17 protein-coding genes and 1 riboswitch are annotated in these 22,347 nt (G+C 65.9%); of the genes, 7 read left to right on the top strand and 10 right to left on the bottom strand.

Going from position 1 to position 22,347, the window contains the following annotated elements; translation table 11 throughout:
- Positions 1–59: 59 nt before the first annotated feature.
- Together ACW6W5_RS07635 and ACW6W5_RS07630 are read right to left on the bottom strand one after the other, a co-directional pair.
- The gene (locus tag ACW6W5_RS07635; protein ID WP_152151949.1) at positions 60–2,537 is read right to left on the bottom strand and encodes an acyl-CoA dehydrogenase; all 2,478 of its coding nucleotides are present in this window, start codon (positions 2,535–2,537) and stop codon (positions 60–62) included.
- On the bottom strand, positions 2,534–3,454 hold the full coding sequence (locus tag ACW6W5_RS07630; RefSeq protein WP_121038986.1) for an alpha/beta fold hydrolase: 921 nt from the start codon (positions 3,452–3,454) through the stop codon (positions 2,534–2,536). The genes ACW6W5_RS07635 and ACW6W5_RS07630 overlap by 4 nt, the downstream gene beginning before the upstream one ends.
- A gap of 139 nt (positions 3,455–3,593) precedes the next feature.
- On the opposite strand from ACW6W5_RS07630, the gene ACW6W5_RS07625 reads away from it, so the two are divergent.
- Positions 3,594–4,196 (top strand): TetR/AcrR family transcriptional regulator, encoded by a 603-nt coding sequence (locus ACW6W5_RS07625; RefSeq protein WP_019185113.1) that lies wholly within the window; start codon positions 3,594–3,596, stop codon positions 4,194–4,196.
- 140 nt (positions 4,197–4,336) lie between these two features.
- Here ACW6W5_RS07625 and ACW6W5_RS07620 read toward each other — a convergent pair whose 3' ends face one another.
- The 3 genes from ACW6W5_RS07620 to hslO form a co-directional block, all read right to left on the bottom strand.
- The gene (locus ACW6W5_RS07620; protein WP_121038983.1) at positions 4,337–7,186 is read right to left on the bottom strand and encodes a TonB-dependent receptor; all 2,850 of its coding nucleotides are present in this window, start codon (positions 7,184–7,186) and stop codon (positions 4,337–4,339) included.
- Positions 7,187–7,537: 351 nt separating this feature from the next.
- Positions 7,538–8,362: an XOO1806 family protein gene (locus ACW6W5_RS07615; protein WP_183073752.1), complete on the bottom strand. Its 825-nt coding sequence runs from the start codon at positions 8,360–8,362 to the stop codon at positions 7,538–7,540.
- Positions 8,363–8,514: 152 nt separating this feature from the next.
- Positions 8,515–9,411, bottom strand: coding sequence for an Hsp33 family molecular chaperone HslO (gene hslO / locus ACW6W5_RS07610; protein WP_121038977.1), 897 nt, complete (start codon positions 9,409–9,411; stop codon positions 8,515–8,517).
- 79 nt (positions 9,412–9,490) lie between these two features.
- Between hslO and mtgA the strand changes: the two genes are divergently transcribed.
- Genes mtgA through ACW6W5_RS07595 form a run of 3 tightly spaced genes read left to right on the top strand, consistent with a single transcriptional unit; the run spans position 9,491 to position 11,690 of the window.
- Positions 9,491–10,240, top strand: a complete 750-nt coding sequence (gene mtgA / locus ACW6W5_RS07605; protein ID WP_152151951.1) for a monofunctional biosynthetic peptidoglycan transglycosylase — start codon at positions 9,491–9,493, stop codon at positions 10,238–10,240.
- 39 nt (positions 10,241–10,279) lie between these two features.
- A complete protein-coding gene (locus ACW6W5_RS07600) occupies positions 10,280–11,299 on the top strand; it encodes a glycosyltransferase family 2 protein (RefSeq protein ID WP_152151953.1) in 1,020 nt (339 codons plus the stop codon).
- Positions 11,259–11,690 carry a CBS domain-containing protein gene (locus ACW6W5_RS07595; protein WP_121038972.1) on the top strand — a complete coding sequence of 144 codons (432 nt, stop codon included), beginning with the start codon at positions 11,259–11,261 and terminating at the stop codon, positions 11,688–11,690. The genes ACW6W5_RS07600 and ACW6W5_RS07595 overlap by 41 nt, the downstream gene beginning before the upstream one ends.
- A gap of 63 nt (positions 11,691–11,753) precedes the next feature.
- On the opposite strand, the gene ACW6W5_RS07590 is transcribed toward ACW6W5_RS07595, so the two are convergent.
- The 4 genes from ACW6W5_RS07590 to ACW6W5_RS07575 all read right to left on the bottom strand — a co-directional run bounded on the left by ACW6W5_RS07590 (position 11,754) and on the right by ACW6W5_RS07575 (position 17,428).
- Complete coding sequence (locus tag ACW6W5_RS07590) at positions 11,754–13,736, bottom strand: AsmA family protein (protein WP_152151955.1); 1,983 nt, start codon at positions 13,734–13,736, stop codon at positions 11,754–11,756.
- A gap of 400 nt (positions 13,737–14,136) precedes the next feature.
- Complete coding sequence (trhA, locus tag ACW6W5_RS07585) at positions 14,137–14,772, bottom strand: PAQR family membrane homeostasis protein TrhA (RefSeq protein ID WP_088432947.1); 636 nt, start codon at positions 14,770–14,772, stop codon at positions 14,137–14,139.
- Positions 14,773–14,878: 106 nt separating this feature from the next.
- Positions 14,879–16,483 (bottom strand): peptide chain release factor 3, encoded by a 1,605-nt coding sequence (locus ACW6W5_RS07580; RefSeq protein ID WP_121038966.1) that lies wholly within the window; start codon positions 16,481–16,483, stop codon positions 14,879–14,881.
- Positions 16,484–16,558: 75 nt separating this feature from the next.
- On the bottom strand, positions 16,559–17,428 hold the full coding sequence (locus ACW6W5_RS07575) for a M23 family metallopeptidase (RefSeq protein WP_152152017.1): 870 nt from the start codon (positions 17,426–17,428) through the stop codon (positions 16,559–16,561).
- 150 nt (positions 17,429–17,578) lie between these two features.
- A riboswitch (SAM riboswitch) is annotated at positions 17,579–17,699 on the top strand.
- 78 nt (positions 17,700–17,777) lie between these two features.
- Here ACW6W5_RS07575 and metX point away from each other — a divergent pair.
- The 3 genes from metX to ACW6W5_RS07560 are packed head-to-tail and all read left to right on the top strand — an operon-like array spanning position 17,778 to position 21,114.
- Entirely contained in the window at positions 17,778–18,809 is a 1,032-nt protein-coding gene (gene metX, locus ACW6W5_RS07570) for a homoserine O-succinyltransferase MetX (RefSeq protein ID WP_152151957.1), read from the top strand.
- Complete coding sequence (locus ACW6W5_RS07565; RefSeq protein WP_121038957.1) at positions 18,806–20,050, top strand: O-succinylhomoserine (thiol)-lyase; 1,245 nt, start codon at positions 18,806–18,808, stop codon at positions 20,048–20,050. The genes metX and ACW6W5_RS07565 overlap by 4 nt, the downstream gene beginning before the upstream one ends.
- Positions 20,047–21,114, top strand: coding sequence for a homoserine dehydrogenase family protein (locus ACW6W5_RS07560; protein WP_152151959.1), 1,068 nt, complete (start codon positions 20,047–20,049; stop codon positions 21,112–21,114). Before ACW6W5_RS07565 ends, ACW6W5_RS07560 begins: the two co-directional genes overlap by 4 nt.
- Before the next feature lie 116 nt (positions 21,115–21,230).
- On the opposite strand, the gene ACW6W5_RS07555 is transcribed toward ACW6W5_RS07560, so the two are convergent.
- Positions 21,231–22,232, bottom strand: coding sequence for an alpha/beta fold hydrolase (locus ACW6W5_RS07555; RefSeq protein WP_152151962.1), 1,002 nt, complete (start codon positions 22,230–22,232; stop codon positions 21,231–21,233).
- Positions 22,233–22,347: the final 115 nt, after the last annotated feature.

The raw sequence follows: 22,347 nt of genomic DNA, 5'->3' as shown, positions 1-22,347 counted from the left end.
GTCTCCCTAAAGAAACGGCGGACCGAAGTCCGCCGTTGTCGTTTACATGGTGGCCGGGATCACGCGGCCTGCGACTGCGCGTCCTTCTGCTGGCGCTTGTAGTAGCCCGCCGAGCGCAGTTCCTCCGGATCGAAGTCGTCCACGGTGATCGTTTCCAGGGTGAGCGTGCGCAGCTCCTCAAGCAGGGTGCGCTCGTCCTGGGTGATCACACCTTCGGCCACGGCTTCGTCCAGCTGGGTAACGAAGTCCAGCGCTTCGATGCCCTTGGTCTTGAGCGCCTTGATGAACTTGCGCTCCACCGGCTCGGCCATGATCGCCTTGGACAGGTAGCTGTTGATGCGGCCACCCGGGTTGTTCTCGCACGGGGTCAGGAACACGCCACTGGCCAGACGGTCGCGGGCTTCGTTGGGCGCCATCAGCAGCGCGGCGACGCGATGGCCCAGACGGTCGCCCGGGGCCTCGGCACGGCGGCCGAACGGGAAGATCAGCGCCCACATCAGCCAGCCGATCGGACGCACCGGGAAGTTGCGCAGGGCGGCCGACAGCGACTCTTCGATCTTGTGCACGCTGTCATGGAAGGCCCAGGCCAGCAGCGGCTGGTCGGCCACCGGTGCGCCTTCGTCGTGGTAACGCTTGAGCATGGCGCTGGTCATGTAGATGTGGCTCAGCACATCGCCCAGGCGGCCGGACAGCGATTCCTTGAACTTCAGCTTGCCGCCCAGCGTCATCATCGAGATGTCGGCCATCAGCGCCAGGTTGGCCGAGTAACGGTCCAGCTTGCGGAAGTAGCGGCGGGTGTAGGCATCGCCCGGGGCGGCACCGAAACGGGCACCGGTGAGGCCGAACCAGAACGAACGCACGGCGTTGGAGATGCCGTAGCGGATGTGGCCGAACAGGCTGCGGTCGAATTCCTGCAGGCCGGCACGGGTGTCCGGATCCTGCGCGGCCTTCATTTCCTTCAGCACCCACGGGTGGCACAGGATCGCACCCTGGCCGAAGATCAGCAGGCTGCGGGTCATGATGTTGGCACCCTCGACCGTGATCGCGATCGGCGCGGCCTGCCAACTGCGGCCGGCGAAGTTGCGCGGCCCCAGGATGATGCCCTTGCCGCCGATCACATCCATCACGTCCGAGATCACTTCACGGCTCATGGTGGTGCAGTGGTACTTGGCGATGGCCGACGGCACCGACGGCACGTCGCCGCGGTCCACCGCAGCGGCCGTTGCCTGGCACAGCGCGCTGATCGCGTAGGCCTTGCCACCGATGCGGGCCAGCGCTTCTTCCACGCCCTCGAAGCGGCCGACCGACAGGCCGAACTGCTTGCGGATGCGTGCATAGGCACCGGTCACCACGGCACCGGCCTTGGCACCGCCACTGGCGGTGGAGGGCAAGGTGATCGAGCGGCCCACGGCCAGACACTCGTTGAGCATGTTCCAGCCCTTGCCGGCCTTCTCGGCGCCGCCGATCAGCTGGGTCAGCGGGATGAAGACATCCTTGCCGCGGATCGGGCCGTTCTGGAAGGTCGAGTTGAGCGGGAAGTGGCGGCGGCCGATTTCCACGCCGGCGGTGTCACGCGGCAGCAGGGCCAGGGTGATGCCGATGTCGCGGGTGGTGCCGATCAGGCCATCCGGGTCGTACATGCGGAAGGCCAGGCCGATCAGCGTGGCTACCGGCGCCAAGGTGATGTAACGCTTGTCGAAGGTGAGCTTGACGCCGAGCACCTGCTCGCCGTTCCACTCGCCCTTGCAGACGATGCCGTAATCGGGAATCGAGGTGGCATCCGAACCGGCGAACGGGCCAGTCAGGCCGAAGCACGGCACTTCACGGCCGTCGGCCAGGCGCGGCAGGTACTGGTCCTTCTGTTCCTGGGTGCCGTAATGGTTGAGCAGTTCACCCGGGCCCAGCGAGTTGGGCACGCCGACGGTGGAGCTGACCACGCTCGACACCGAGGCCAGCTTCTGGATCACCTTGTGGTGGGCCAGCGCGCTGAAGCCCAGGCCGCCGTATTCCTTCGGAATGATCATGCCGAAGAACTTGTTCTTCTTGATGAAGCTCCACAGCTCTGGCGGCAGGTCGGCGTAGACGTGGGTGATTTCCCAGTCGTTGACCATTTTGCAGAGCTCTTCGACCGGGCCGTCCAGGAACGCCTGTTCCTCCGCAGTGAGCTGTGGCTTGGGGTAGTTCAGCAGGATGTTCCAGTCCGGATCGCCGGTGAACAGCTCACCTTCGAAACCGACCGAGCCGGTTTCCAGCGCGATGCGCTCGGTCTGCGACAGCGGCGGCAGCACCTTGCGGAACACCTTCATCATCGGCGCGGTCAGCAGCGGCTTGCGGATGAAGGGCAGCAGCAGCGGCACGGCGATGACGGCGACGATGGCCGCAGCCACGATCGTGGCGGTCTGGTTGACGTACGGGATGAACCAGCAGGCGGCCAGCAGCACGAGGCTGATGATCGTCCAGGTGATCAGGCGCATCCGGTGGTAGGCGACGAACGCACCTGCCAACAGGACGACGAGGAAGGGAACGACAATGCTCATGAGCGTGCTCCGGTGACGTGCTCGGTAATGGCGGACGATGCGACGGCGGAGGCCGAGGGCAATACGTCCAGATAGTCCAACACAGTAGCGGTAAAGGCGTTGTTGTCATCACCGGCGACCATATGCGTGGCCTCCGGCAGCTGCACGTGGCGTGCATGTGGCACCAACGCAAGGAACTCGGCCACCGTCTGCGGGGTGACCAGGGTGCTGCGGCCGCCGCTCACCAGCAGCAAGGGACATTTCACCTGGCGCGCCGCCTCGGCGAGCGCGTCCTGGTGGTGTTCACTGTCACGGGCCAGCTCGGCGACCAGACGCGGGTCCCAATGCCAGCGCCAGCGGCCGTGACCGTCCTCGCGCAGCAACGCGCGCAGGGAATCGTCCGACTTGCGCGGGCGGTGCGGCACGTAGGCGGAGATCACATCGGCCGCCTGCGACAGCGAGGCGAAGCCGTCCGGGTGCGCGGTCATGAACATCAGGATCTTTTCGACGCCGGCGGTATCCCAGCGCGGGGTGATGTCCACCAGCACCATCGCCGAGAACAGGCCCGGCCAGCGCGACTCGGCGAGCAGGCCGAACAGGCCGCCCATCGAGGCGGCGATCAGGATCGGCGGCTGCGCCTGCTCGCCGGCCAGCACGATCAGATCATCGGCGAACTGTTCGCCGTGGTAAGGGCGTTCGGCCGGATTCCAGTCTGAATCGCCATGGCCGCGTGCGTCGTAGGACAGGGTCTGGTAACCGGCGCCGACCAGCGCGGAGGCGGTGGCCTGCCAGGCATGCCGGGTCTGGCCGAAGCCGTGGGCGAACAGAACGGTGCCGCGACGCCCCGGACCCGACCGGGTGGCGGCCAGCACGGCGTTGTGCGCGCCGGTCAGTCGCTCATCGTCAAAACGGGGCAGAGTAGAAGAAGGAGTGACCATACTCGCTAGTATGGACCTGCCCTGTGCGATGTCAATACTTGGGGGTATGGTGGGCACATCCCTTGTGCGGCGAGGCTCCAGGCCCCCATGAGCACATTGACGTACTGCAACCAACCCCGGCGTATGGTTAAATCCACCTATGAATGAACCCGAAGCTTCCGCCGGCGAGCCACGTGCCGGCCGCAACAGCCGCCTCAGTGCTGAAGACTGGGCCCAGGCCGCACTGGATCTGATTGCCGAACAAGGCGTGGGCGCGGTCGCGGTGGAACCGCTGGCGCGGCGCCTGGGTGTCACCAAAGGCAGCTTCTACTGGCACTTCCCCTCGCGCGATGCGTTGCTGCAGGCCGCGCTGGAGCGCTGGGAGCTGTTCGAACAGGAGCAGGTGTTCGGCAGCCTGGCCGACGTGACCGATCCGCGCGTGCGCCTGCGCCAGCTGTTCCAGGTGGTGGCGCATGAAGTGCAGCCGCACATCATCTACAGCGAACTGCTCAAGGCGCTGGACCACCCGATGGTGCGTCCGGTCATCGACCGGGTCTCGCATCGTCGCCTGGAGTATCTGGTCGCCTCGTTCCGCCAGGCGGGGCTGAGCCGGACGGATGCGCAACACCGCGCGCGACTGGCCTACGCGGCCTATGTCGGCTTCCTCCAGCTGTCGCTGCAGCTGCAGCAGCCCAAGCAGGCCCGCGAAGATTTCGAGGCCTATGTGGAGCACGTGATCGAGACGTTGATTCCGCTCGGTTGACCGGCCCGTGACAGACATGCAGAAGGCCGCGGAAACGCGGCCTTTTCCATGCGTGCCGTTTGCTGGCCACGCGCACCAGCACAAAAAACAACGGCCCCTTTCGGGGCCGTTGCATCAGACGTTGTCGATCAGTGGATCGATCAGAACTTCTGGTTGTACTTCAGGTAGACGAAGCGACCGATGTCGAAGCCGCCGTAGTAGGAGAAGCTGGAATTCGGCTGCGCATACATTGCCGGGCCGACCTTGTTGAACACGTTGTTGGCGCCGACGGAGATGCTGGCGTTCCACGGAGCTGCGTAGGACACCTGCAGGTCGTGGAAGGTCACTGCGCCGGTACGGTTCTGCGGATCGATGTTGCCCTGCGTTTCCGGTGCCGAGAAGTCCGGCAGGTTGCAGCGATCATCGAAGTAGCACGGTTCCTTGGTGCCGGAGAAGTAGCGCAGGCCCCAGTTCACCGACCAGTCATTCAGGCTCCAGCCCAAGTTGAAGTTGGAGCGGATCCGGAAGGTGCTGCCGTAGCCGTTGGCCTGATTCGGCACGGTGTCAGCTTCGTTGGTGGTCTTCGTCTCGTACTTGCTGACGTAGGTGGTGGCCCACTTGGCGCTGACGCGACCGTAGTCGGTGTCCAGAGCATAGTTGACGTCGATATCGAAACCTTCGGTTTCGGTATAGCCGGCATTACGGTTGCCGTAGACCAGGGTGCCGACGATGTTGCCCAGCGACGGATCACGCTGGAACAGTGCGCAACGCGAGGTGACCTGGTTGACATAGCAGTCGCGCAGGATCGTGTTGGCGCTGTCCGAGACGATGGTGTTGTCGATGCGGATGTTCCACCAGTCGACGCCCACGCTCAGGCCACTGACGTAGCTCGGGCTGTATACGAAACCGACGGTCTTGGACTCCGAACTTTCCGGGGTCAGCAGCGGGTTGGAGCCCGAAACGAACGGCACCGGGCTCTGTGCTGCCGAGCCGACGGTCGGGATGAAGCCCTGCTGCAGCTGACGGTAACCCGGGCCGACGGCGGCCAAGCACTGCGGGCTGCCGCCGACGCTGCCATAGACGCTGTCGCACGGATCGACGAAGCTGGTCACGAAGGTCTGCGAACCGCCGCCGTAGAGGTCACCGATGGTCGGGGCGCGGAAGCCCTCGGCATAGGTGGCCCGGACCAGCAGGTCGTCGATCGGACGCCACTTCAGGCCGAACTTGTTGTTGACCGTGTCACCGAAGGTGTTGAAGTCGGAGTAGCGGGTAGCCACGTCCAGCGTCAGTTCCTTGGCGAAGGCAAGGTCGGCCAGGATCGGGATGTTCAGTTCCAGGTAGAACTCGTCGACCGCGTAGGAGCCTTGGGTCGGGCCCGAGGCCAGGTTGGTCGAGTCGCCCGACTGGGCGATGGCATCCGGACGGAAGTTACCATCCTCCTTGCGGTACTCGTAGCCGACCGCGAAGCCCAGGTCGCCAGCCGGCAGCGGGACGATGGTACCCGACAGGTTGGCGAAGTAGTTGTTCGTGGTGGTCTTGCCGGTCGCATGTTCCTCACGGTAGAGGTACTTTTGAACGTTCGGATCCGCCAGCGAATTGGCAACCGCGCCGGTGCCGAAGCCCGCGAAGGGATTCCACGGCACGCAGCCCGGGATCGCCGCGGCGGGCGAGGTGCCCGTTGCGGGCGTGTAGCACTCCAGCTGCCCCTGCGCATTGACGCGCGACGGGCCCACCGCATTGCGCACGGCCGGGATGTAGAAGTTGCCGTTGTTGGTGATGTTGACGTTGTTTTCGTTGTACAGGTAGCCGGCATCCCAGTTGAAGTACCGGTCACCAATCTCGAACGCGCCTTCCAGCGACGCGGTGAAGCGCCAGGTCGTCATGTCGGTATCGGTGGTACGCGGCACTTCCCAACCACGACGGCGCCAGTTGACGGCCGAAGCGCCACCGGTCGGGTTGAAGGCGCTCAGCGCCGACATCGGGGTGTTCACGCCGGCGGCCTGCGACTGCAGCGGGTAGCCTGCGATCTGACGGTTCGACTCACGCTTGGTGTAGGACAGGTCGCTGGTGAAGCGGACGTTGTCGGTGATGTCGTAGTTGGTGTTGACGTACAGCGAACGGCGCTCCAGCGGCGTCAGCAGGTGCATCTGCTCCGTCGAACGGCTGCGGTCATCGGCGTTCTGGTCATGGAACTGGCTCGCGCCCAGGGCGGTGCCGCCACGGTTCGGTGCCTGCCAAGCGCCGGTGGTGCCGCGACGCCAGTTACCCCACTGGCCGACGACGGAGTAAGCGCCACCGTCACCGACGCCCGGGTAGGTGTCCAGGCTGAACGGACGATCCTTCGCCCAGACGCCCTCTTCCTTGTGGTACTCGGCACCGACGGTGACCGAACCGCGATCGCCGGAGAAGCCGACCATGAAATCAGCGGTTTCCTTCTTGCCGTCGCCCTGGCTGTACTGGCCGGTGTAGAAGTTGGCTTCAGCACCGTCGAAGTTCTTGCGGGTGATGATGTTGATCACGCCGGCCATGGCATCGGAGCCGTAGATCGACGAGGCGCCGTCCTTCAGGACGTCGATGCGCTCAACGATGACGGTCGGGATGGTCGAGACGTCCTGGAAGCCGTCCGGCGAAATGCCCAGACGCTTACCGTTGACCAGCACCAGCGTACGCTGCGGGCCCAGGTTGCGCAGATCGATGTACGAACCACCGGCTTCCTGGTTGGAGGTCAGCGGCGAGGCGCGGCTGAACGACGGGCTGCCCGCGGCAGAGATGTTCTGCAGGATGTCCGCGACCGAGCTGAAGCCCTGGTTCTGGATGTCTGCGCGGGTGATGGTCAGGACCGGCTGGGCGGTTTCCACGTCAACCTGGCGGATGCGCGAACCGGTGACCGAGATACGGTCCAGGTTGGTGGTGCCAGTGGTTTCCTGAGCGACGGCGCTGCCGGTGCCGGCAGCGCTGGCGATCAGCGCGAGGACGACGGCGTCGCGCAGTTTGTTGCTGTTGCGGTTCATTGGGCTCTCTCTCCAAGTTGACTTGGGTGCAACGTGTTGGGATGGGCTTCAGCGCGGGGACGAAAGGCGTTCCCAATCCGTGAAGCTGACTCGATAGTAACCACGTGCAACTAAAAATTAAAGAGCCGTTAATGTTCCATGTGATTTAGGTGAAATTCGGCAAAGCCTTTGCGGTGTAAGGCTTTAAGCGATATCTACAGCCTAAACAGTCTCATTTGTTAAGATTTTTGTTAAAAAAAATTCACCCTGAATGGGCCGTGCGCGCCCTTGACAGGCAGCCCAAATGAAAAAGGGCGCCTCATGGAGGCGCCCTTTGGATCACGTGTATTGACGGGTCGTCGCAAAGACAGGTCAGAGATCCTGCTCGTACCGCACGTAGGGCACGGTGCCTTCGTCGGTGCTCTCGTTGCGCGGGGCGAACGGATTCTTGCCACGGGTGACCACGTTTTCGGCACCGACGGTGAGCTGGCCGCTCCACGGGGTGCGCCAGGTCAGGCCGACGCCCAGGCCTTCCCACTTCCCGGGCTGGCCGGGTACATCGACCACACGGCCAATGATGTTGCCGCTGAAGTTGCCATAGCCGGCGCCGATGGTGAGGCTTTTGCTGTCCCAGCGGTCGACGATCGCCGGTGAGGCATCCGCGATGGGGACCAGTCGCGCTTTGGCGTAGGTGCCACCGATCGAGACGAAGCCCTCACGGCCGATGTTCTTCTGCCCGAAAACAGTCAGATCGTTCTGTTCGGCGCGCAGCGATGGGGATTTGTTGGGGCCAGCCAGCCAGGCGGGTAAAGTGTCGCGGCCGCTGCCGGCGGTGATGCCCACGCGGCCACCGGGGCGGTTGAACGCGGCGGTGCCACTGACGCGGCGGCTGAGCGTGTTGTCCTCCTCATCGCCCAGCGTCGCCAGCATGCAGTGACTGGCCAATCCGCTGATGCTGGTGCCGCGGCTGCTGTTGCACAGCAGCCCCAGAGAGTCACCCGAGGACAGGCCGAAGGCCGCATCCAGCGAGCTGCGCCCGAAGTGCCAACGGGCACCAACGGCCTGTTCGCCGGTCGGCTCCAGGTAGAGCAGCGCCTCGACCTTGCCGCTGCCCTTGTTCCAGACCGGCAGCACGGTGCCGTCCTGCTTGCCCTTGGCCTGCGCATGCGCGCCCGAGATCGCGCCTAGGGCGATCATCAGGGCCAGCGGTAGACGCAGAAGGGAATGCATGGGAACTCTCAGACAAGCGCGGTGAACACAAGTTCCCGCCGAAGCGGGAGATTGATCCTAGGGCGTTTATGATTTCTTAACAAGTCTTGGTTCTCCCCAGAACAAAACTCGTAGCAAAATTACTGAAGCCGTTCAGGTGCCGGCGAAGATACGTCCATCTCGCGGAACAGTATGTCGAATTCCGTCAAGGGAAAGTGATACTCCTGCCCGCAGAATTCGCAACGCACTTCGACCGCGCCCGTAGGCTCGGCGGCGGCCCGGGCCTCCTCTTCGCCAATGGACTGCAGCATGCCTTCGACCCGCTCGCGCGAGCACGAACAGGCAAAGCGTAGGGCCTTGTCGCCGAGCAGTTCCGGCGTCTCTTCATGGAACAGGCGGTGCAGCAGGTCATGGCCCGGCACCTCCAGCAGTTCCTGCTTGCCCAGGGTCTCGAACAGCGCGCTGGCACGCGACCAGCCGTCCTGATCGCCTTCATCGCCCGGCAGCTTCTGCAGCAGCAGGCCTGCGGCGCGGGTGCCGTCGGCGGCCAGCAGCAGGCGGGTGGGCAGCTGTTCGGACTGGCGGAAATAATCTTCGAAGGCTTCGTCCAGACCGGCTGCGGTCAGACCGACCAGGCTCTGGTAGCGCTGCGGTTCGCGCGGGTCCAAGCCGGGGTTTTCGATGGTGATCGCCAGCAGCGCATCCTCGCCCAGCGCGGTCAGGTCGCGCGGCGCGTCGCCGCCGCCGTCGGCCAGCTGGACGATGCCGCGCAGCGTGCCGGCCGCGGTGCACTCGGCGAACAGGGTGCGCATCGCGGTGTTGCTGCGCAGCTGGATCGACAGGCGGCCATCGACCTTGGTGTGGCCGGTGAACAGCGCCGAGGCCACGCTGGCCTCGCCGAGCAGTTCAGCGGCGCCGGGCGGATAGACCGCGTGCGACAGGATCTCCCGCCAGGTGTCATCAAGGTGCACGTGCACGCCGCGGACGCCGGCATCGGGGAGCAGGAAACGGACAAGGGAGTCGGATTGGGCGGTCATCGGTTCGGTGGCTGCGCGAAAGGAGTGCCGGTTGCCGGATAATGCGCCGACAACCGTGCAAGTAAAGGATGCACCAGTAATGGGGGCAGAGCGCAGCAACCTCAAGGTCGAGCCGGACCTGGAACCGTCACGTCCCCGCCGCCGGCACTGGAAGCGGCTGCTGTGGCTGCCGGTACTGTTTGTCGGCTTCAGCGTGCTGCAGGTGCTGGCCCTGCGTTTCATCGACCCCCCCGTATCCAGCGTGATGCTGTGGCGCTACGGCGAAGCGTTGGGGGAGGGCGATTGGAGCTACCGGCTGCACTACCAGTGGCGCGACCTGGACCAGATGGCGCCGAGCCTGCCGATCTCGCTGGTGGCCGCCGAGGACCAGCGCTTCCCGGAGCACAACGGCTTTGACCTGCAGGCCATCGAGAAGGCGCGCGACCACAACGCACGCGGCGGCCGCCTGCGCGGGGCCAGTACGATCAGCCAGCAGGTCGCCAAGAACCTGTTCCTGTGGCAGGGCCGCAGCTGGATCCGCAAGGGCCTGGAGGTCTGGTACACGGTGTTGATCGAAGCGCTGTGGCCGAAGTCGCGGATCCTGGAGATGTACGCCAACATCGCCGAGTTCGGCGACGGCATCTATGGCGCGCAGGCCGCGTCCCGGCAGTACTGGAACAAGGACGCGTCGCGGCTGAGCCCGGCCGAAAGCGCGCGGCTGGCGGCGGTGCTGCCAGCACCGCGGCGTTACAACGCGGCCCAGCCGGGGCCCTACGTCCAGCGCCGCGCAACATGGATCCAGCGGCAGGCGCGGCAGCTGGGCGGGAGTGGTTACCTCAGCGAAGACTGAGCGTTCATGTACGTGATTGGCGAACGCTACAATCGCCGCATGAACAGCCCACGCCTGACCGTCGTCGTCGCCGCCCACAATGAAGCGCTTGCCTTGCCGATGCTGCACCCACGGCTGCGTGCGGTGCTCGATGGATTGGCGGGCATCGACGGCCGGGTGTTGTATGTGGACGACGGCAGTACCGATACGACATGGGACGTCATGCAGGGATTGGCCGCTGCGGACGGCTGCGTCGGCGTGCTGCGGCTCTCGCGGAATTTCGGCAAGGAAGCGGCGCTCACCGCCGGGCTGGATTTCGTCGACGACGGTGCGGTGATGATTCTCGATGCCGATGGTCAGGATCCGCCGGAACTGATTCCCGAGTTTGTTGCGCTGTGGCAGCAGGGCTATGACAACGTGTACGGCACGCGCCTGGTGCGCGACGGCGAAAGCTGGCTCAAGCGGTCAACAGCCAAGGCGTTCTACCGGGTGATCGGGCGGCTGTCCAAGACACCGATTCCGGCCGATACCGGCGACTTCCGCCTGTTGTCGCCGCGCGCGCTGCAGGCCCTGGGTCAGCTGCGTGAGCGCCACCGGTTCATGAAGGGGCTGTTCGGCTGGGTGGGCTTCCGGCGCAAGGCCCTGCCTTACCATCGCCATGCGCGGCTGGTCGGGGAGAGCAAGTTCGGTTTCTGGCGGCTGTGGAACTTCGCGTTGGAAGGGATCACCGGGTTCTCGACCGCGCCGCTGCGGGTGACCACCTATCTGGGCCTGGCGGCGGCGAGTTTCGCGTTCCTGTTCGCGCTGGTCGTGGTGCTCAAGGCCGCGCTGTACGGCGACCGTGTCGCTGGGTGGCCGACGATGATGGCGGTGATCCTGTTCCTTGGCGGGATACAGCTGATCGCGCTGGGCCTGATCGGTGAATACCTGGGCCGGCTGTACGAAGAATCCAAACAGCGCCCGCTGTACCTGATTGACACCTGGCAGGCCCCGTTCGTGGCAGACTCGGCCCTGCATCCCATCGGTGGAGAGCAGCGAGATGACCACGGTACGACAGCTGTTGGAAGGCAAGTCCCCTGAGGTATTCGCAGTAGCCCCGACGTCGGCGGTGATCGACGCTATCCGGTTGATGGCTGAAAAGGGCATCGGCGCGGTCCTGGTGATGGAAGGCCGGCAACTGGTCGGCATTCTTTCCGAACGCGATTACGCACGCAAGATCGTGCTGCACGAACGCTCGTCACGCACGACCGAAGTCCGCGAGATCATGACCCCCAAGGTGGTGACCGTCGCGCCAGGCGAGCAGGTCGAACATTGCCTGCAACTGGTCACCGATTACCGCATCCGTCACCTTCCGGTGGTCGATGGCAACGGTGTCCTCGGCGTCATCTCGATCGGCGACCTGGTCAAGTCGGTGATCGACGAACAGGCACAGAAACTCGATCAGCTGCAGCAGTACATCGTCGCCGGTTGAGCGTCGATCCATGCTGTCCGGAATGCCGGCCATGCGTCGGCATCCGGCCAGAACGGGCCGGAATCACTTGGCGTAGCGGCCACCGCAGTTGCTGTCCTCGCCCGGCCCGGTTTCGATCGTCGCCAGCAGCGCAGCGGGCGGGGCAATGCTGCCCAGCGCCAGCGCGATCGCCCCGCGGATGCCCAATGCCTTGAAGTCCGGCCGGAATGAGGGATCCTTGAACGTGCCACCGATGCGCAGCGGCGAGCGCAGCGCCAGGATGCTCATGTCCTTCGGCCGCGGCCGCAGCAGCAGATCCAGCTGCTCCTGTTTCAGGTCCACCTTGCCCTCGCCGAGAATGAGCGTATCGGTGGTGTCGAAGGCCAGCGAACGGGACTGCATCACGCCGTTGTCCACTCCGAAGTCGCCCCATGCGCAGCGCAATGGGATCTGCTTGTCACCGGTGAACAGGAATTTCAGTGATTCGGCCACGTCCAGCCCGGCCAGCTCCATGATCAGATTGCCGACATGGCCGCGGCCGATCCCGACCGCCACCGTGCCATCGGAACTGCCCAGCATGGCGGCGATGGAATTGCCCTGTCCGGTCAGCTTGACCTCACCACTGATGCCGCCGGAGGCCTGCTCGGCCAGTGTCGCATCGGGGAACAGCTTGCCCAGCTGCACGTTGCGGATGGTGGCCTGCAACTGCGTGGAAATAGCCTGCTTGCGGGCATCCATCCGGATCGTGCTGCGGATATCACCGCCGGCCACACCGAAGTTCAGCGGTTCCAGGCGCAGCAGCCCGTCATTGAGTTTGAGGTGCGCATCCATGTCATCCAGCGGCAGTGCCGGTGAATTGATCCGCTGCGCTTTCCAGCGCACATCGGCATCCATCGCGCGCAGCTTGGACAGGTTGTACGGCGTATCCGGCAGCACCTTGGCACTGGCTGCCAGCGCGGCCGCCTTCGCCTTCTGCTCGGCGTTGGCAGACTCCCCTGCGCCGGTCTTCGGCGGTGCCCCGATGAAGCCGGCCAGATCGTCGAAGTCCAACCGTTTGGAGACCAGATCGGCCGTCAGGAACGGCCGGTCACCGCTCACATCGATCTGCGCGGTCCCGCCCAGATCGCTGTCACCGGCGGTACCGGTGAAATTCTCATAGCGCCAGATCGCATTGTCGCGCTTCAACCGACCCTTGAGCCGGTAGGGCGGGGTGGAGGGAATCGCCACGCCGATCAGCGGGAACAGATCCTCCATGTCCTGCCCGCTCAGCATCAACTCCAGATCGAACACGCGCAACTGGAACGGATTGGTCAACGTCCCACTGGCGATCGCGTGCGTATTGCCGGCGCGCCCATCCAGATGGATGCGGAACGGATGCCCGGTATTGGTCAGCTCCAGCGGCGACTCGGTATTGCCCGCCAGCGAGAACGGATTGCCCTGCCAGCGCCCTTTGCCCTTCACCAGCAGCGGCGGACCACTGTCCTTGTCGCGTGGCTTGCCACTGTCGAGCGACACCAGCACATCGGTCCGGCCCGCCGCATCCCGGAACTGCAGCCGCCCATCATCGACCAACAACCGCTGCAGCACCGGCGGATCACCGTCGCTCGGCCCCAGGAAATCCCAATTGCCCGGCTGATTCTTCTCCGGGGCCGTTTCCAGCAACAGATCCGGCCGCGTCAACCGGATCTCCGGAATCCGTACCTGCCCACGCAGCAGCGGCCACACCCGCACATCGATCTCCACCCGATCCGCCGTCGCCATCTGCGGCTGCTTGGCCCACGTCGCATTCGCAAAGGTCAGCCCATCGCCCCGCACCGTCGTCACCCGGCCCAGATCGACATCCAGATCCCCGTTGATATGGAACTCCCGCCCCGTCTTGGCCTGCACCGCCCGTTCCACCGGCCCCTTGAACCAATTCCAATCCCACAACGCGATCAGGATCAGCAGCGCAGCGAACAGAAACACCAGGATCGCCAACCACCGCTGCCCCCGCTTGCCAGGACGACGCCAGCGCCAGCGGGAACGGGAAGGAGCCTCGGACGGAACAGGGGAGGGCACAGTATTCACATCCCCATGGTTGCCCTTGCATCGTGCAGGCAACGCGAAGCATTGGTAAGGGTAGTGTCAGGGTGAGGCGTGTCGACCATCGGGGTCGCCGTTGTAGACGCCTTCGGGAGGCGCGGCGCGGTCCCCATGTGAGGCAAGTCTCGGCATCCGATCCAGCCAGGATCTTGACCTTCCCAGGCCACCAGCCAGCCGTGAGCAGGGCGGTGCGGGTGGGTTGGCGGGACCATGAGCGCCATGAATGGCGCGACATGAGCCTCCATGGATGGATTCACGGCGTGTCCCGCCAACCCACCCGTGCCGACCCCGCCTGGCGCATTCCTGACGCCCGAGTCGCTCTTGCAGTTGTTCTTGCTACTGCGGGTGCCGTTGCCGTTGCTCTTACCTGGCAGGAACAGGGCAGTCAGAGAATCTGCGCAGTCACCGCAACGAAGTGGCACACACTCCCGCCGATGACGAACAGATGCCAGATCGCATGCGAATACGGCACCGACTCCCGGTGATAGAACACCGTCCCCAACGTATAGAACACACCGCCCGCCAACAGCCACCCCAGCGTCCACGCATCCAGCGAATGCCACATCGGCTTGATCGCCACCATCACCATCCAGCCCATCGCGATATAGATGATCGTCGACAGCAGCTTGAACCGGCCGGTATAGAACAGCTTGAACACCACCCCGAACAGCGCCAGCGCCCAGATCGCGGTGAACATGCCCCAGCCCCACGGCCCCCCGCGCAGACCGATCAGCGTGAACGGCGTGTACGTACCGGCGATCAACAGATAGATCGCACAGTGATCGAACACCTTCAACCGGCCCTTGGCGACCGGGTGCTGGATCGCGTGATAGAGCGTGGACGCCGTATACAACAGCAGCAATGCCACCCCGAACACGATCGCGCTGGCCAGCTGCCAGCCGTCGCCATAGATGGCGGCCAAAGTGATCAGTACCGCACTGCCAGCCAGTGCAGCGACGGCGCCAAGCCCGTGGGTCAGGGCGCTGGCGATTTCTTCTCGAACGGAAACGACAGAGGTCATGGCGATGATCGGATGTGCGGGGAGGGGGAGCCCGCTCCCCCCTATCATCGCCGCGATGGCGCGCGCATGCACGCGCGCCTGTTCAGCCGGTAGATCGGCCGAGCGATCAGCTGACCGAGATGCTGTGCGCGGCTTCGCGCGTGGCCGCGAAGCGAACCTCCGGCGCGCGCTCCTGCGCCAGCTGCAGGTTGACCCGCGTCGGTGCCAGGTACACCAGCTGGCCGGCCGCATCGATGCTCAGGTTGCCCGCGTTCTTCTCGCGGAACTCTTCCAGCTTCTTCTCGTTGCTGCAGGTGACCCAGCGCGCCGTGGTCACGCTGACCGGCTCGAAGGTCGCTTCCACGCCGTACTCGTCCTTCAGGCGATACGCCGCCACATCGAACTGCAGCACACCCACCGCGCCCAGGATCAGGTCGTTGCTCATCAGGGGGCGGAAGAACTGCGTCGCGCCCTCTTCGGAGAGCTGCGCCAATCCCTTCTGCAACTGCTTGAGCTTGAGCGGATCGCGCAGGCGTGCGCGACGGAACAGTTCCGGGGCGAAGTTCGGGATGCCGGTGAAGCTGACCGCTTCGCCTTCGGTGAAGGTGTCACCGATGGAGATCGTGCCGTGGTTGTGGATGCCGATCACGTCGCCCGGCCACGCTTCGGCGGCGATCTCGCGGTCGCTGGCCATGAAGGTCAGTGCATTGGCCAGCTTCATTTCCTTGCCGGTGCGCACATGGAAGGTCTTCATGCCGGCCACGAAACGGCCCGAGCACACGCGCATGAACGCCACGCGGTCGCGGTGCTGCGGGTCCATGTTCGCCTGGATCTTGAACACGAAGCCGGTCAGCTTGTTTTCCTGCGGCGCGATGACGCGGCCGGTGGTGGCGCGCGGCTGCGGCGAGGGCGCGTGCTCGACGAAGAAGTCCAGCAGCGGCTGCACGCCGAAGTTGTTCACACCCGAGCCGAAGAACACCGGCGTCTGCTTGCCGGCCAGGTAGGCCTCCACGTCGAACGGATGGCTGGCGCCCTGCACCAGTTCCAGTTCGTCGCGCAGGTCGGCCAGCATGCGCTCGCCGATCTTCTCGGCCAGCCCCGGCGAATCGATCGAGGGGAAGATGGTCGAATCCTGGCGGGTGAAGTTGCGGCCCTGTTCGTACAGGTGCACCTCACCGCTGATCAGGTGGACCACGCCCTTCAGGCGCTGGCCCATGCCGATCGGCCAGGTGACGGGCGCGCACTGGATGCCGAGCACGCTTTCCACTTCATCCAGCAGATCGATCGGCTCCTTGCCCTCGCGGTCGAGCTTGTTGATGAAGGTCATGATCGGCGTGTCGCGCAGCCGGCAGACTTCCATCAGCTTGATGGTGCGCTCTTCCACGCCCTTGGCCACGTCGATCACCATCAGCGCCGAGTCCACCGCGGTAAGCACGCGGTAGGTGTCCTCGCCGAAGTCGGCATGGCCGGGGGTATCGAGCAGGTTGACGATCTTGCCTTCGTAGGGGAACTGCATCACCGAGGAGGTGACCGAGATCCCGCGCTCCTTTTCCAGCGCCATCCAGTCGGAGGTCGCATGGCGCGCGGCCTTGCGGCCCTTGACCGAACCGGCCATCTGGATCGCACCGCCGAACAGCAGCAGTTTTTCGGTCAGCGTGGTCTTGCCGGCGTCAGGATGGGAAATGATGGCGAAGGTGCGGCGGCGCGCAGCTTCGGTAGCGACTTCGGACATGGCGTGACGCGCCCGCCCGGGGCGCTTTTCATGGAGATAAGCCGCCCAGTATAGCGGGGGCGGGCGTGGCCGGGGTCAGGGCAGGGCGGAGGCGCCGGTCTCGCCCGTGGTGCGGGCGAAGTGCAGCTCGCCTTGTGGGCTGACGATCCGTGCCGGGATCGAGCGCAGCCGCATCCCGGCATTGACCTGGACCGCGAAGTGCAGATGGGGCGCGGCGCTGTAGCCGGTGTTGCCCGATAGGCCGATGCGCTGCCCCGCCTGGACCTGCTCGCCCGGGCGGACCAGCACGCCGTGGTGCTGCAGGTGGGCATACACGGCCATGCTGCCGTCCTCATGCAGCACCCGCACCAGGTTGGCCCGGCCCAGATCGTGGTCCCGGTCCTGCCCATGGCCCTCATACCCGGCCTGGATCTGCATGACGGTTCCTGCGCGCGCGGCGAGTACCGGCGTGCCCTCGGGCAGGGCGAAGTCGATGGCCTCGCGGTTCTCTGTATCGCTGTGACTGAACTGCCCCCACGGTGCCTGGCTGACCTGGATGCGCGCGGCATCGAACGGCAGCTGGTAGGTCACGTCCTGCGGGCGCGCGCCCGGGTCGCCCGGAACGGCCGTCAGATCCAGGCGGATCGTGGTACTGCCGGCCGGCGGCTGCAGGCGGGTCACCACGATGCTGGCGCCTGCGGCGACCACCGTCTGAAGGGGGAGCCCCGGTAGCGCGGGGGCGCCGGCGGCGGGGCGCAGTTCGACCTGGACCGGCCCGGCCACGCGGTTGTCGACCCGGGCCTGCCAGCGGTCGCCAGCCCCTTCCAGGGCCACCACGGCCAGGGCCGGCGCGTCCACGCCAGCGGCCCGCTGCGCTGGGGTGGACGCGGCAGGTCGATCGACCTGCCAGCCCTCCCGCCAGTTCGCACCCGGGCCGGCCGAGGCGCTCAGCACCGGGATCATCATCAGCGTCAGGGCAGTGAAACGTAGGCAGCGCAAGGCGTCGGCCGGGCAGGGAGGATCCCGGAGTATGCGCGACTGATGATCATCTGGAATATATATCGCTTCATGCCGATGAAGGGATTGACATGGGCCGGAAGCGCTGGCATCGTGGCTCCACCATCGAGACCGGCAGAGGGACAGGCCCTTTGAAGCCGGGGCAGCCCGCAGACGCGAAAGCGACCTGCGTAGGTGCCAAATCCTGCGGAGACCGTTGGTGTCTTCCGAAAGATGGTTCGAACCGTGCACCGTGCGTGCGCTTCGAACGCGAGCTCCGCGAAAGCTCGATGGCCGTTTTCCTACTTTGGATACCGCCATGAGCTTCGCCACCGCCGCCCCTGTCGCCACCGACTCCCTCGCCCCGCTCAGCGTCCCCGTCGACGCCGGGCTGAACGCCGTGCGCGGCGATATCGCGGCGGTGCTGTCGATGCGTCACGGCGGGCCGCGGCCGGTACGCCTGCGCTACGAATGCGTCGGCCGTGCCGATGCGCCGGTGGTGGTGCTGGCCGGCGGTATCTCCGCGCACCGCCATGTGGCGGCCAATGCCGAGTTCCCGGAAAAGGGCTGGGCCGAGGGCCTGGTGGCCGCGGGTCGCGCGCTGGATCCGGCCTCGCTGCGCATCCTGGCGTTCGATTTCATCGGCGCCGACGGCGCGCTCGATCTGCCGATCGATACCGCCGACCAGGCCGATGCGCTGGCGTTGCTGCTCGACCATCTCGGCATCGCCCGCCTGCAGTGCTTCGTTGGCTACTCCTACGGCGCGCTGGTCGGCCAGCAGTTCGCGATCCGTCACCGCCAGCGCGTGCAGAAGCTGATCGCGGTGAGCGGTGCGCATCGCCCGCACCCGTATGCCGCAGCCTGGCGCGCGCTGCAGCGCCGTGCGGTCGCGCTGGGTCAACTGCAGTGCGCCGAGAGCCACGGGCTGTCGCTGGCACGCCAGTTCGCCATGCTCAGCTACCGCACGCCGGAAGAATTCGGCGAGCGCTTCGATGCCGCGCCGGAAGTGGTCAATGGCCGCGTGCGCGTTGCCGCCGAGGACTATCTGGACGCGGCCGGTGCGCAGTACGTCGCCCGCACCCCGGTCGATGCTTATCTGCGCCTGTCCGAATCGATCGACCTGCACCGCATCGACCCGGCCGCCATCCAGGTGCCGACCGTCGTGGTCGCTGTGGAAGGCGATCGCCTGGTCCCGCTGGCCGACTGCGTCGGCCTGGTCGAGGGGCTGGGCCCGCGCGGCAGCCTGCGCGTGCTGCGCTCGCCGTATGGCCATGACGCCTTCCTGAAAGAAACCGATCGCATCGACGCGATCCTCGCCACCGCTTTTCGATCCCCCGGAGAAACCGCATGAGCCGTTCCGCTGGTACCGAGCCGTCCTGTAGCCGCGTCACCGCCGCCGTGCGTGCCGGCATCGACCGTGACACCGCCCACGGCGCGGTGACCCCGCCGATCGTGCTGTCCTCCAACTTCAGCTTCGATGGCTTCGGCAACAAGCGCCAGTACGACTACACGCGCAGCGGCAACCCGACCCGCGATCTGCTCGGTGAAGCGCTGGCCGAACTGGAAGGCGGCGCGGGCGGGGTGATCACCTCCACCGGCATGGGCGCGATCAATCTGGTGCTCAATGCGCTGCTGCAGCCCGGCGATACGCTGGTTGTGCCGCACGATGCGTACGGCGGCAGCTGGCGCCTGTTCAACGCATTGGCGAAGAAGGGCCACTTCGGCCTGATCACCGCCGACCTGACCGACCCGCGCTCGTTGGCCGACGCGCTGGCGCAGTCGCCGACGCTGGTGCTGATCGAAACCCCGTCCAACCCGCTGCTGCGCATCACCGACCTGCGCTTCGTCATCGATGCCGCGCACAAGGCCGGTGCCAAGGTCGTCGTCGACAACACCTTCCTGTCCCCGGCGCTGCAGCAGCCGATCAGCTTCGGTGCCGATGTGGTGCTGCACTCCACCACCAAGTACATCAACGGTCACAGCGATGTGGTCGGCGGGGCGGTGATCGCGCGGGATCCGGCGGTGCACGAGCAGCTGGTGTGGTGGGCCAACGCGCTGGGCCTGACCGGTTCGCCGTTCGATGCCTTCCTGACCCTGCGTGGCCTGCGTACGCTGGGTGCACGCTTGCGCGCACACCAGGAAAACACGGCGGCCGTGGTCGAGCTGCTGGCCGCCAGCGATGCAGTCGCCAGCGTGTACTACCCGGGCCTGGCCGATCACCCCGGCCACGCCATCGCAGCCCGTCAGCAGAGCGGCTTTGGCGCGATGCTGTCCTTCGAACTGGCCTCGTGCCCGGGCGAGGATCCGCATGCGGCGGTGCGCGCCTTCGTGGATGGCCTGCGCTGCTTCACCCTGGCCGAATCGCTGGGCGGCGTGGAAAGCCTGGTCGCGCATCCGGCGACCATGACCCACGCGGCCATGACCCCGGAAGCGCGTGCGCACGCCGGGATCAGCGAAGGGCTGCTGCGCCTGTCGGTCGGTATCGAGTCACCGGAAGACCTGGTGGCCGATCTGCAGGCCGGGCTGGAGCGCGCGCAGGTCGTGATCGACCAGCACCGGGACGTGCAGCGCCGTAAACAGGTGGATGCATGAGCGCCGTGCTGAACCTGCCGCTGGCGGCCCACCGCAAGCTGGCCCTGCTCGGCACCGGCACGGTCGGCACCGCCTTCGTGCAGCGGTACGCCGCCCTGCAGGATCGCGGCGTCACGCTGCCCTCGTTCTCGTGGCTGGCCAACTCGCGCACGGCGCGCGCCTGCGAACAGACCCCCGCCGATGAGCTCGTGCAGGCCAACCTGGCCGCGCGCGGTGCGGTCGCATTGCAGCCGTGGGCGGAAGCCGAGGGCCTGCGGCGCGGTGATGTGGTGGTCGATGCAACCGCCAGTGACGCGGTCGCCAATTGGCACGAACAGTGGCTGGCGCGGGGCGTGCACGTGGTGACCGCCAACAAGCTCGGCCAAGGCGCACAGTTGGCCCGTGCGCAGGCCATCGCCGACAGCGGCCAGCAGGGTGACGCGCGCTATGGCGACAGTGCCACCGTGGGCGCAGGCCTGCCGCTGCTGAGCAGCCTGCGCGCGCTGGTCGCTGGCGGCGACCGCATCCATCGCGTGGAGGGCGTGCTGTCCGGTTCGCTGGCGTGGTTGTTCCATCACTACGATGGCCAGCGTCCGTTCTCTGCGTGGGTGCGGGAGGCGGCCGAGGCCGGCTACACCGAGCCGGACCCGCGGGTGGATCTGTCCGGCGAAGATGTCCGGCGCAAACTGCTGATCCTGGCGCGGGCCAGCGGCATCGCGTTGCGTGCCGAGCAGGTACAGGTCGCCTCGCTGGTGCCGGAGGTACTCGCCGCGTTGCCGCCGGCCGATGCGTTGGCGCAACTGTCACTGCTGGATGCACCGCTGCAGCAGTATTGGCAGCAGGCCAACGAACAAGGCGATTGCCTGCGCTTCGTCGGTGGCTTCGATCACGACGGTGCTTCGGTGGGCCTGCGCGTCCTGCCGCGCGACCATCCGCTGGCCGGTGGGGCACAGACCGACAATCGGGTCGCGATCCACAGCGACCGGTATCACGCCCAGCCGCTGCTGATCCAGGGGCCGGGTGCCGGGGCGGAGGTCACTGCCGCCGCGTTGCTGGACGACGTGCTGGCGATCGTGCGGCGCTGATTGCCGCGCGATCCCATCAAGACACACGCTAGCGCCAGGCGTGGGCTGGCTGCGTCGGCGGAGAACGCTGAGGACGGCCGCTGCCAGCCATGGCGTGGCACTACCGGGTGGGCAGGTCAGTCGTGTTGTGAGATTGCCTTCAGCAGTGCCGCGTTGAACCGGGCGGGGTCCTGCACCTGCGGCGAGTGGCCCAGGTCTTCGAAACTCACCAGGGTGGCGCCCGGGATCGCCGCGGCGGCTGCCTTGCCCAAGGCGGGGTAGTTGCCCAGCGTCGCTTTCAGCGCCGGCGGTGCCAGATCACGACCGATCGCAGTGCGGTCGGTCTGGCCGATGAACAACGTGGTCGGCACCGTCAGCTTGGGCAGCTCATGGACGACCGGCTGGTTGAACACCATGTCCGAGGTCAATGCCTGGCTCCACGCCACCGCCTGTTTGCCAGGGCCGTCGTACATGCGCGACTGCATGCGCACCCACTGCTCGTACTCGGGCTTCCACTGGCCGTTGTAGTACACATCGAGCTGGTACTTCTTGATGCTCTCGAAGGTAGTTTTCAGCTCACCTGCATACCAGGCATCGACGCTGCGCCATGGCACGCCTTTGGCCTTCCAGTCTTCCAGTCCGATCGGGTTGACCAGCGACAGGCTGATCGTGCGCTGCGGATACATCAGTGCGAAACGTGCCGCCAGCATGCCGCCCATCGAATGGCCGACGATGTGCAGCTTGCCCTCGCCATAGCCCAGATGCTCCAGCAGCGCTTCGGTATTGGCAGCCAACTGACCGAACGAGTATTGATAGCGCTCGGGCTTGCTCGATTTGCAGAAACCGATCTGGTCCGGCGCGATCACCCGGTAGCTGGCCGCGCTCAGTGCCGCGATGGTGTACTTCCAGGTGGCTGCGCAGAAATTCTTGCCGTGCAGCAGCACGACCGTCCCGGCAAAGCCTTTGCCACCGGCGGGGACGTCGATGTAGGCCATCTCCAGCGGCTGGCGCTGGGACGCGAACCGGAAGATCTTCACGGGATACGGATAGTCGAAGCCTTCCAGCCGCGGGCCGTAGGTGTCGGCGGCCAAAGTGGTCAGCGGCAGGCAGGCAAGCAGGGCGGCAGCCAGGATGCGCATGGCGGTCTCCGGAACGGGGGAGCCCTGACTGTACCGGAGCGGCCGTGGAGGCGTGCCGATGATGCGACCGGGGGGGGGCAGCCGACCAACGGCCGGCGCTACCCCCGGGGACGGT

It is taken from the genome of Stenotrophomonas sp. IS26 (assembly GCF_054188265.1).
This window is presented reverse-complemented; position numbering and strand designations above follow the sequence as displayed.

Bases quoted from the DNA above. Each gene is read 5' to 3' on its own strand.
- ACW6W5_RS07635 (WP_152151949.1), bottom strand. From the start codon at position 2,537: ATGAGCATTGTCGTTCCCTTCCTCGTCGTCCTGTTGGCAGGTGCGTTC.
- ACW6W5_RS07630 (WP_121038986.1), bottom strand. From the start codon at position 3,454: ATGGTCACTCCTTCTTCTACTCTGCCCCGTTTTGACGATGAGCGACTG.
- ACW6W5_RS07625 (WP_019185113.1), top strand. From the start codon at position 3,594: ATGAATGAACCCGAAGCTTCCGCCGGCGAGCCACGTGCCGGCCGCAAC.
- ACW6W5_RS07620 (WP_121038983.1), bottom strand. From the start codon at position 7,186: ATGAACCGCAACAGCAACAAACTGCGCGACGCCGTCGTCCTCGCGCTG.
- ACW6W5_RS07615 (WP_183073752.1), bottom strand. From the start codon at position 8,362: ATGATCGCCCTAGGCGCGATCTCGGGCGCGCATGCGCAGGCCAAGGGC.
- hslO (WP_121038977.1), bottom strand. From the start codon at position 9,411: ATGACCGCCCAATCCGACTCCCTTGTCCGTTTCCTGCTCCCCGATGCC.
- mtgA (WP_152151951.1), top strand. From the start codon at position 9,491: ATGGGGGCAGAGCGCAGCAACCTCAAGGTCGAGCCGGACCTGGAACCG.
- ACW6W5_RS07600 (WP_152151953.1), top strand. From the start codon at position 10,280: ATGAACAGCCCACGCCTGACCGTCGTCGTCGCCGCCCACAATGAAGCG.
- ACW6W5_RS07595 (WP_121038972.1), top strand. From the start codon at position 11,259: ATGACCACGGTACGACAGCTGTTGGAAGGCAAGTCCCCTGAGGTATTC.
- trhA (WP_088432947.1), bottom strand. From the start codon at position 14,772: ATGACCTCTGTCGTTTCCGTTCGAGAAGAAATCGCCAGCGCCCTGACC.
- ACW6W5_RS07580 (WP_121038966.1), bottom strand. From the start codon at position 16,483: ATGTCCGAAGTCGCTACCGAAGCTGCGCGCCGCCGCACCTTCGCCATC.
- ACW6W5_RS07575 (WP_152152017.1), bottom strand. From the start codon at position 17,428: ATGATGATCCCGGTGCTGAGCGCCTCGGCCGGCCCGGGTGCGAACTGG.
- metX (WP_152151957.1), top strand. From the start codon at position 17,778: ATGAGCTTCGCCACCGCCGCCCCTGTCGCCACCGACTCCCTCGCCCCG.
- ACW6W5_RS07565 (WP_121038957.1), top strand. From the start codon at position 18,806: ATGAGCCGTTCCGCTGGTACCGAGCCGTCCTGTAGCCGCGTCACCGCC.
- ACW6W5_RS07560 (WP_152151959.1), top strand. From the start codon at position 20,047: ATGAGCGCCGTGCTGAACCTGCCGCTGGCGGCCCACCGCAAGCTGGCC.
- ACW6W5_RS07555 (WP_152151962.1), bottom strand. From the start codon at position 22,232: ATGCGCATCCTGGCTGCCGCCCTGCTTGCCTGCCTGCCGCTGACCACT.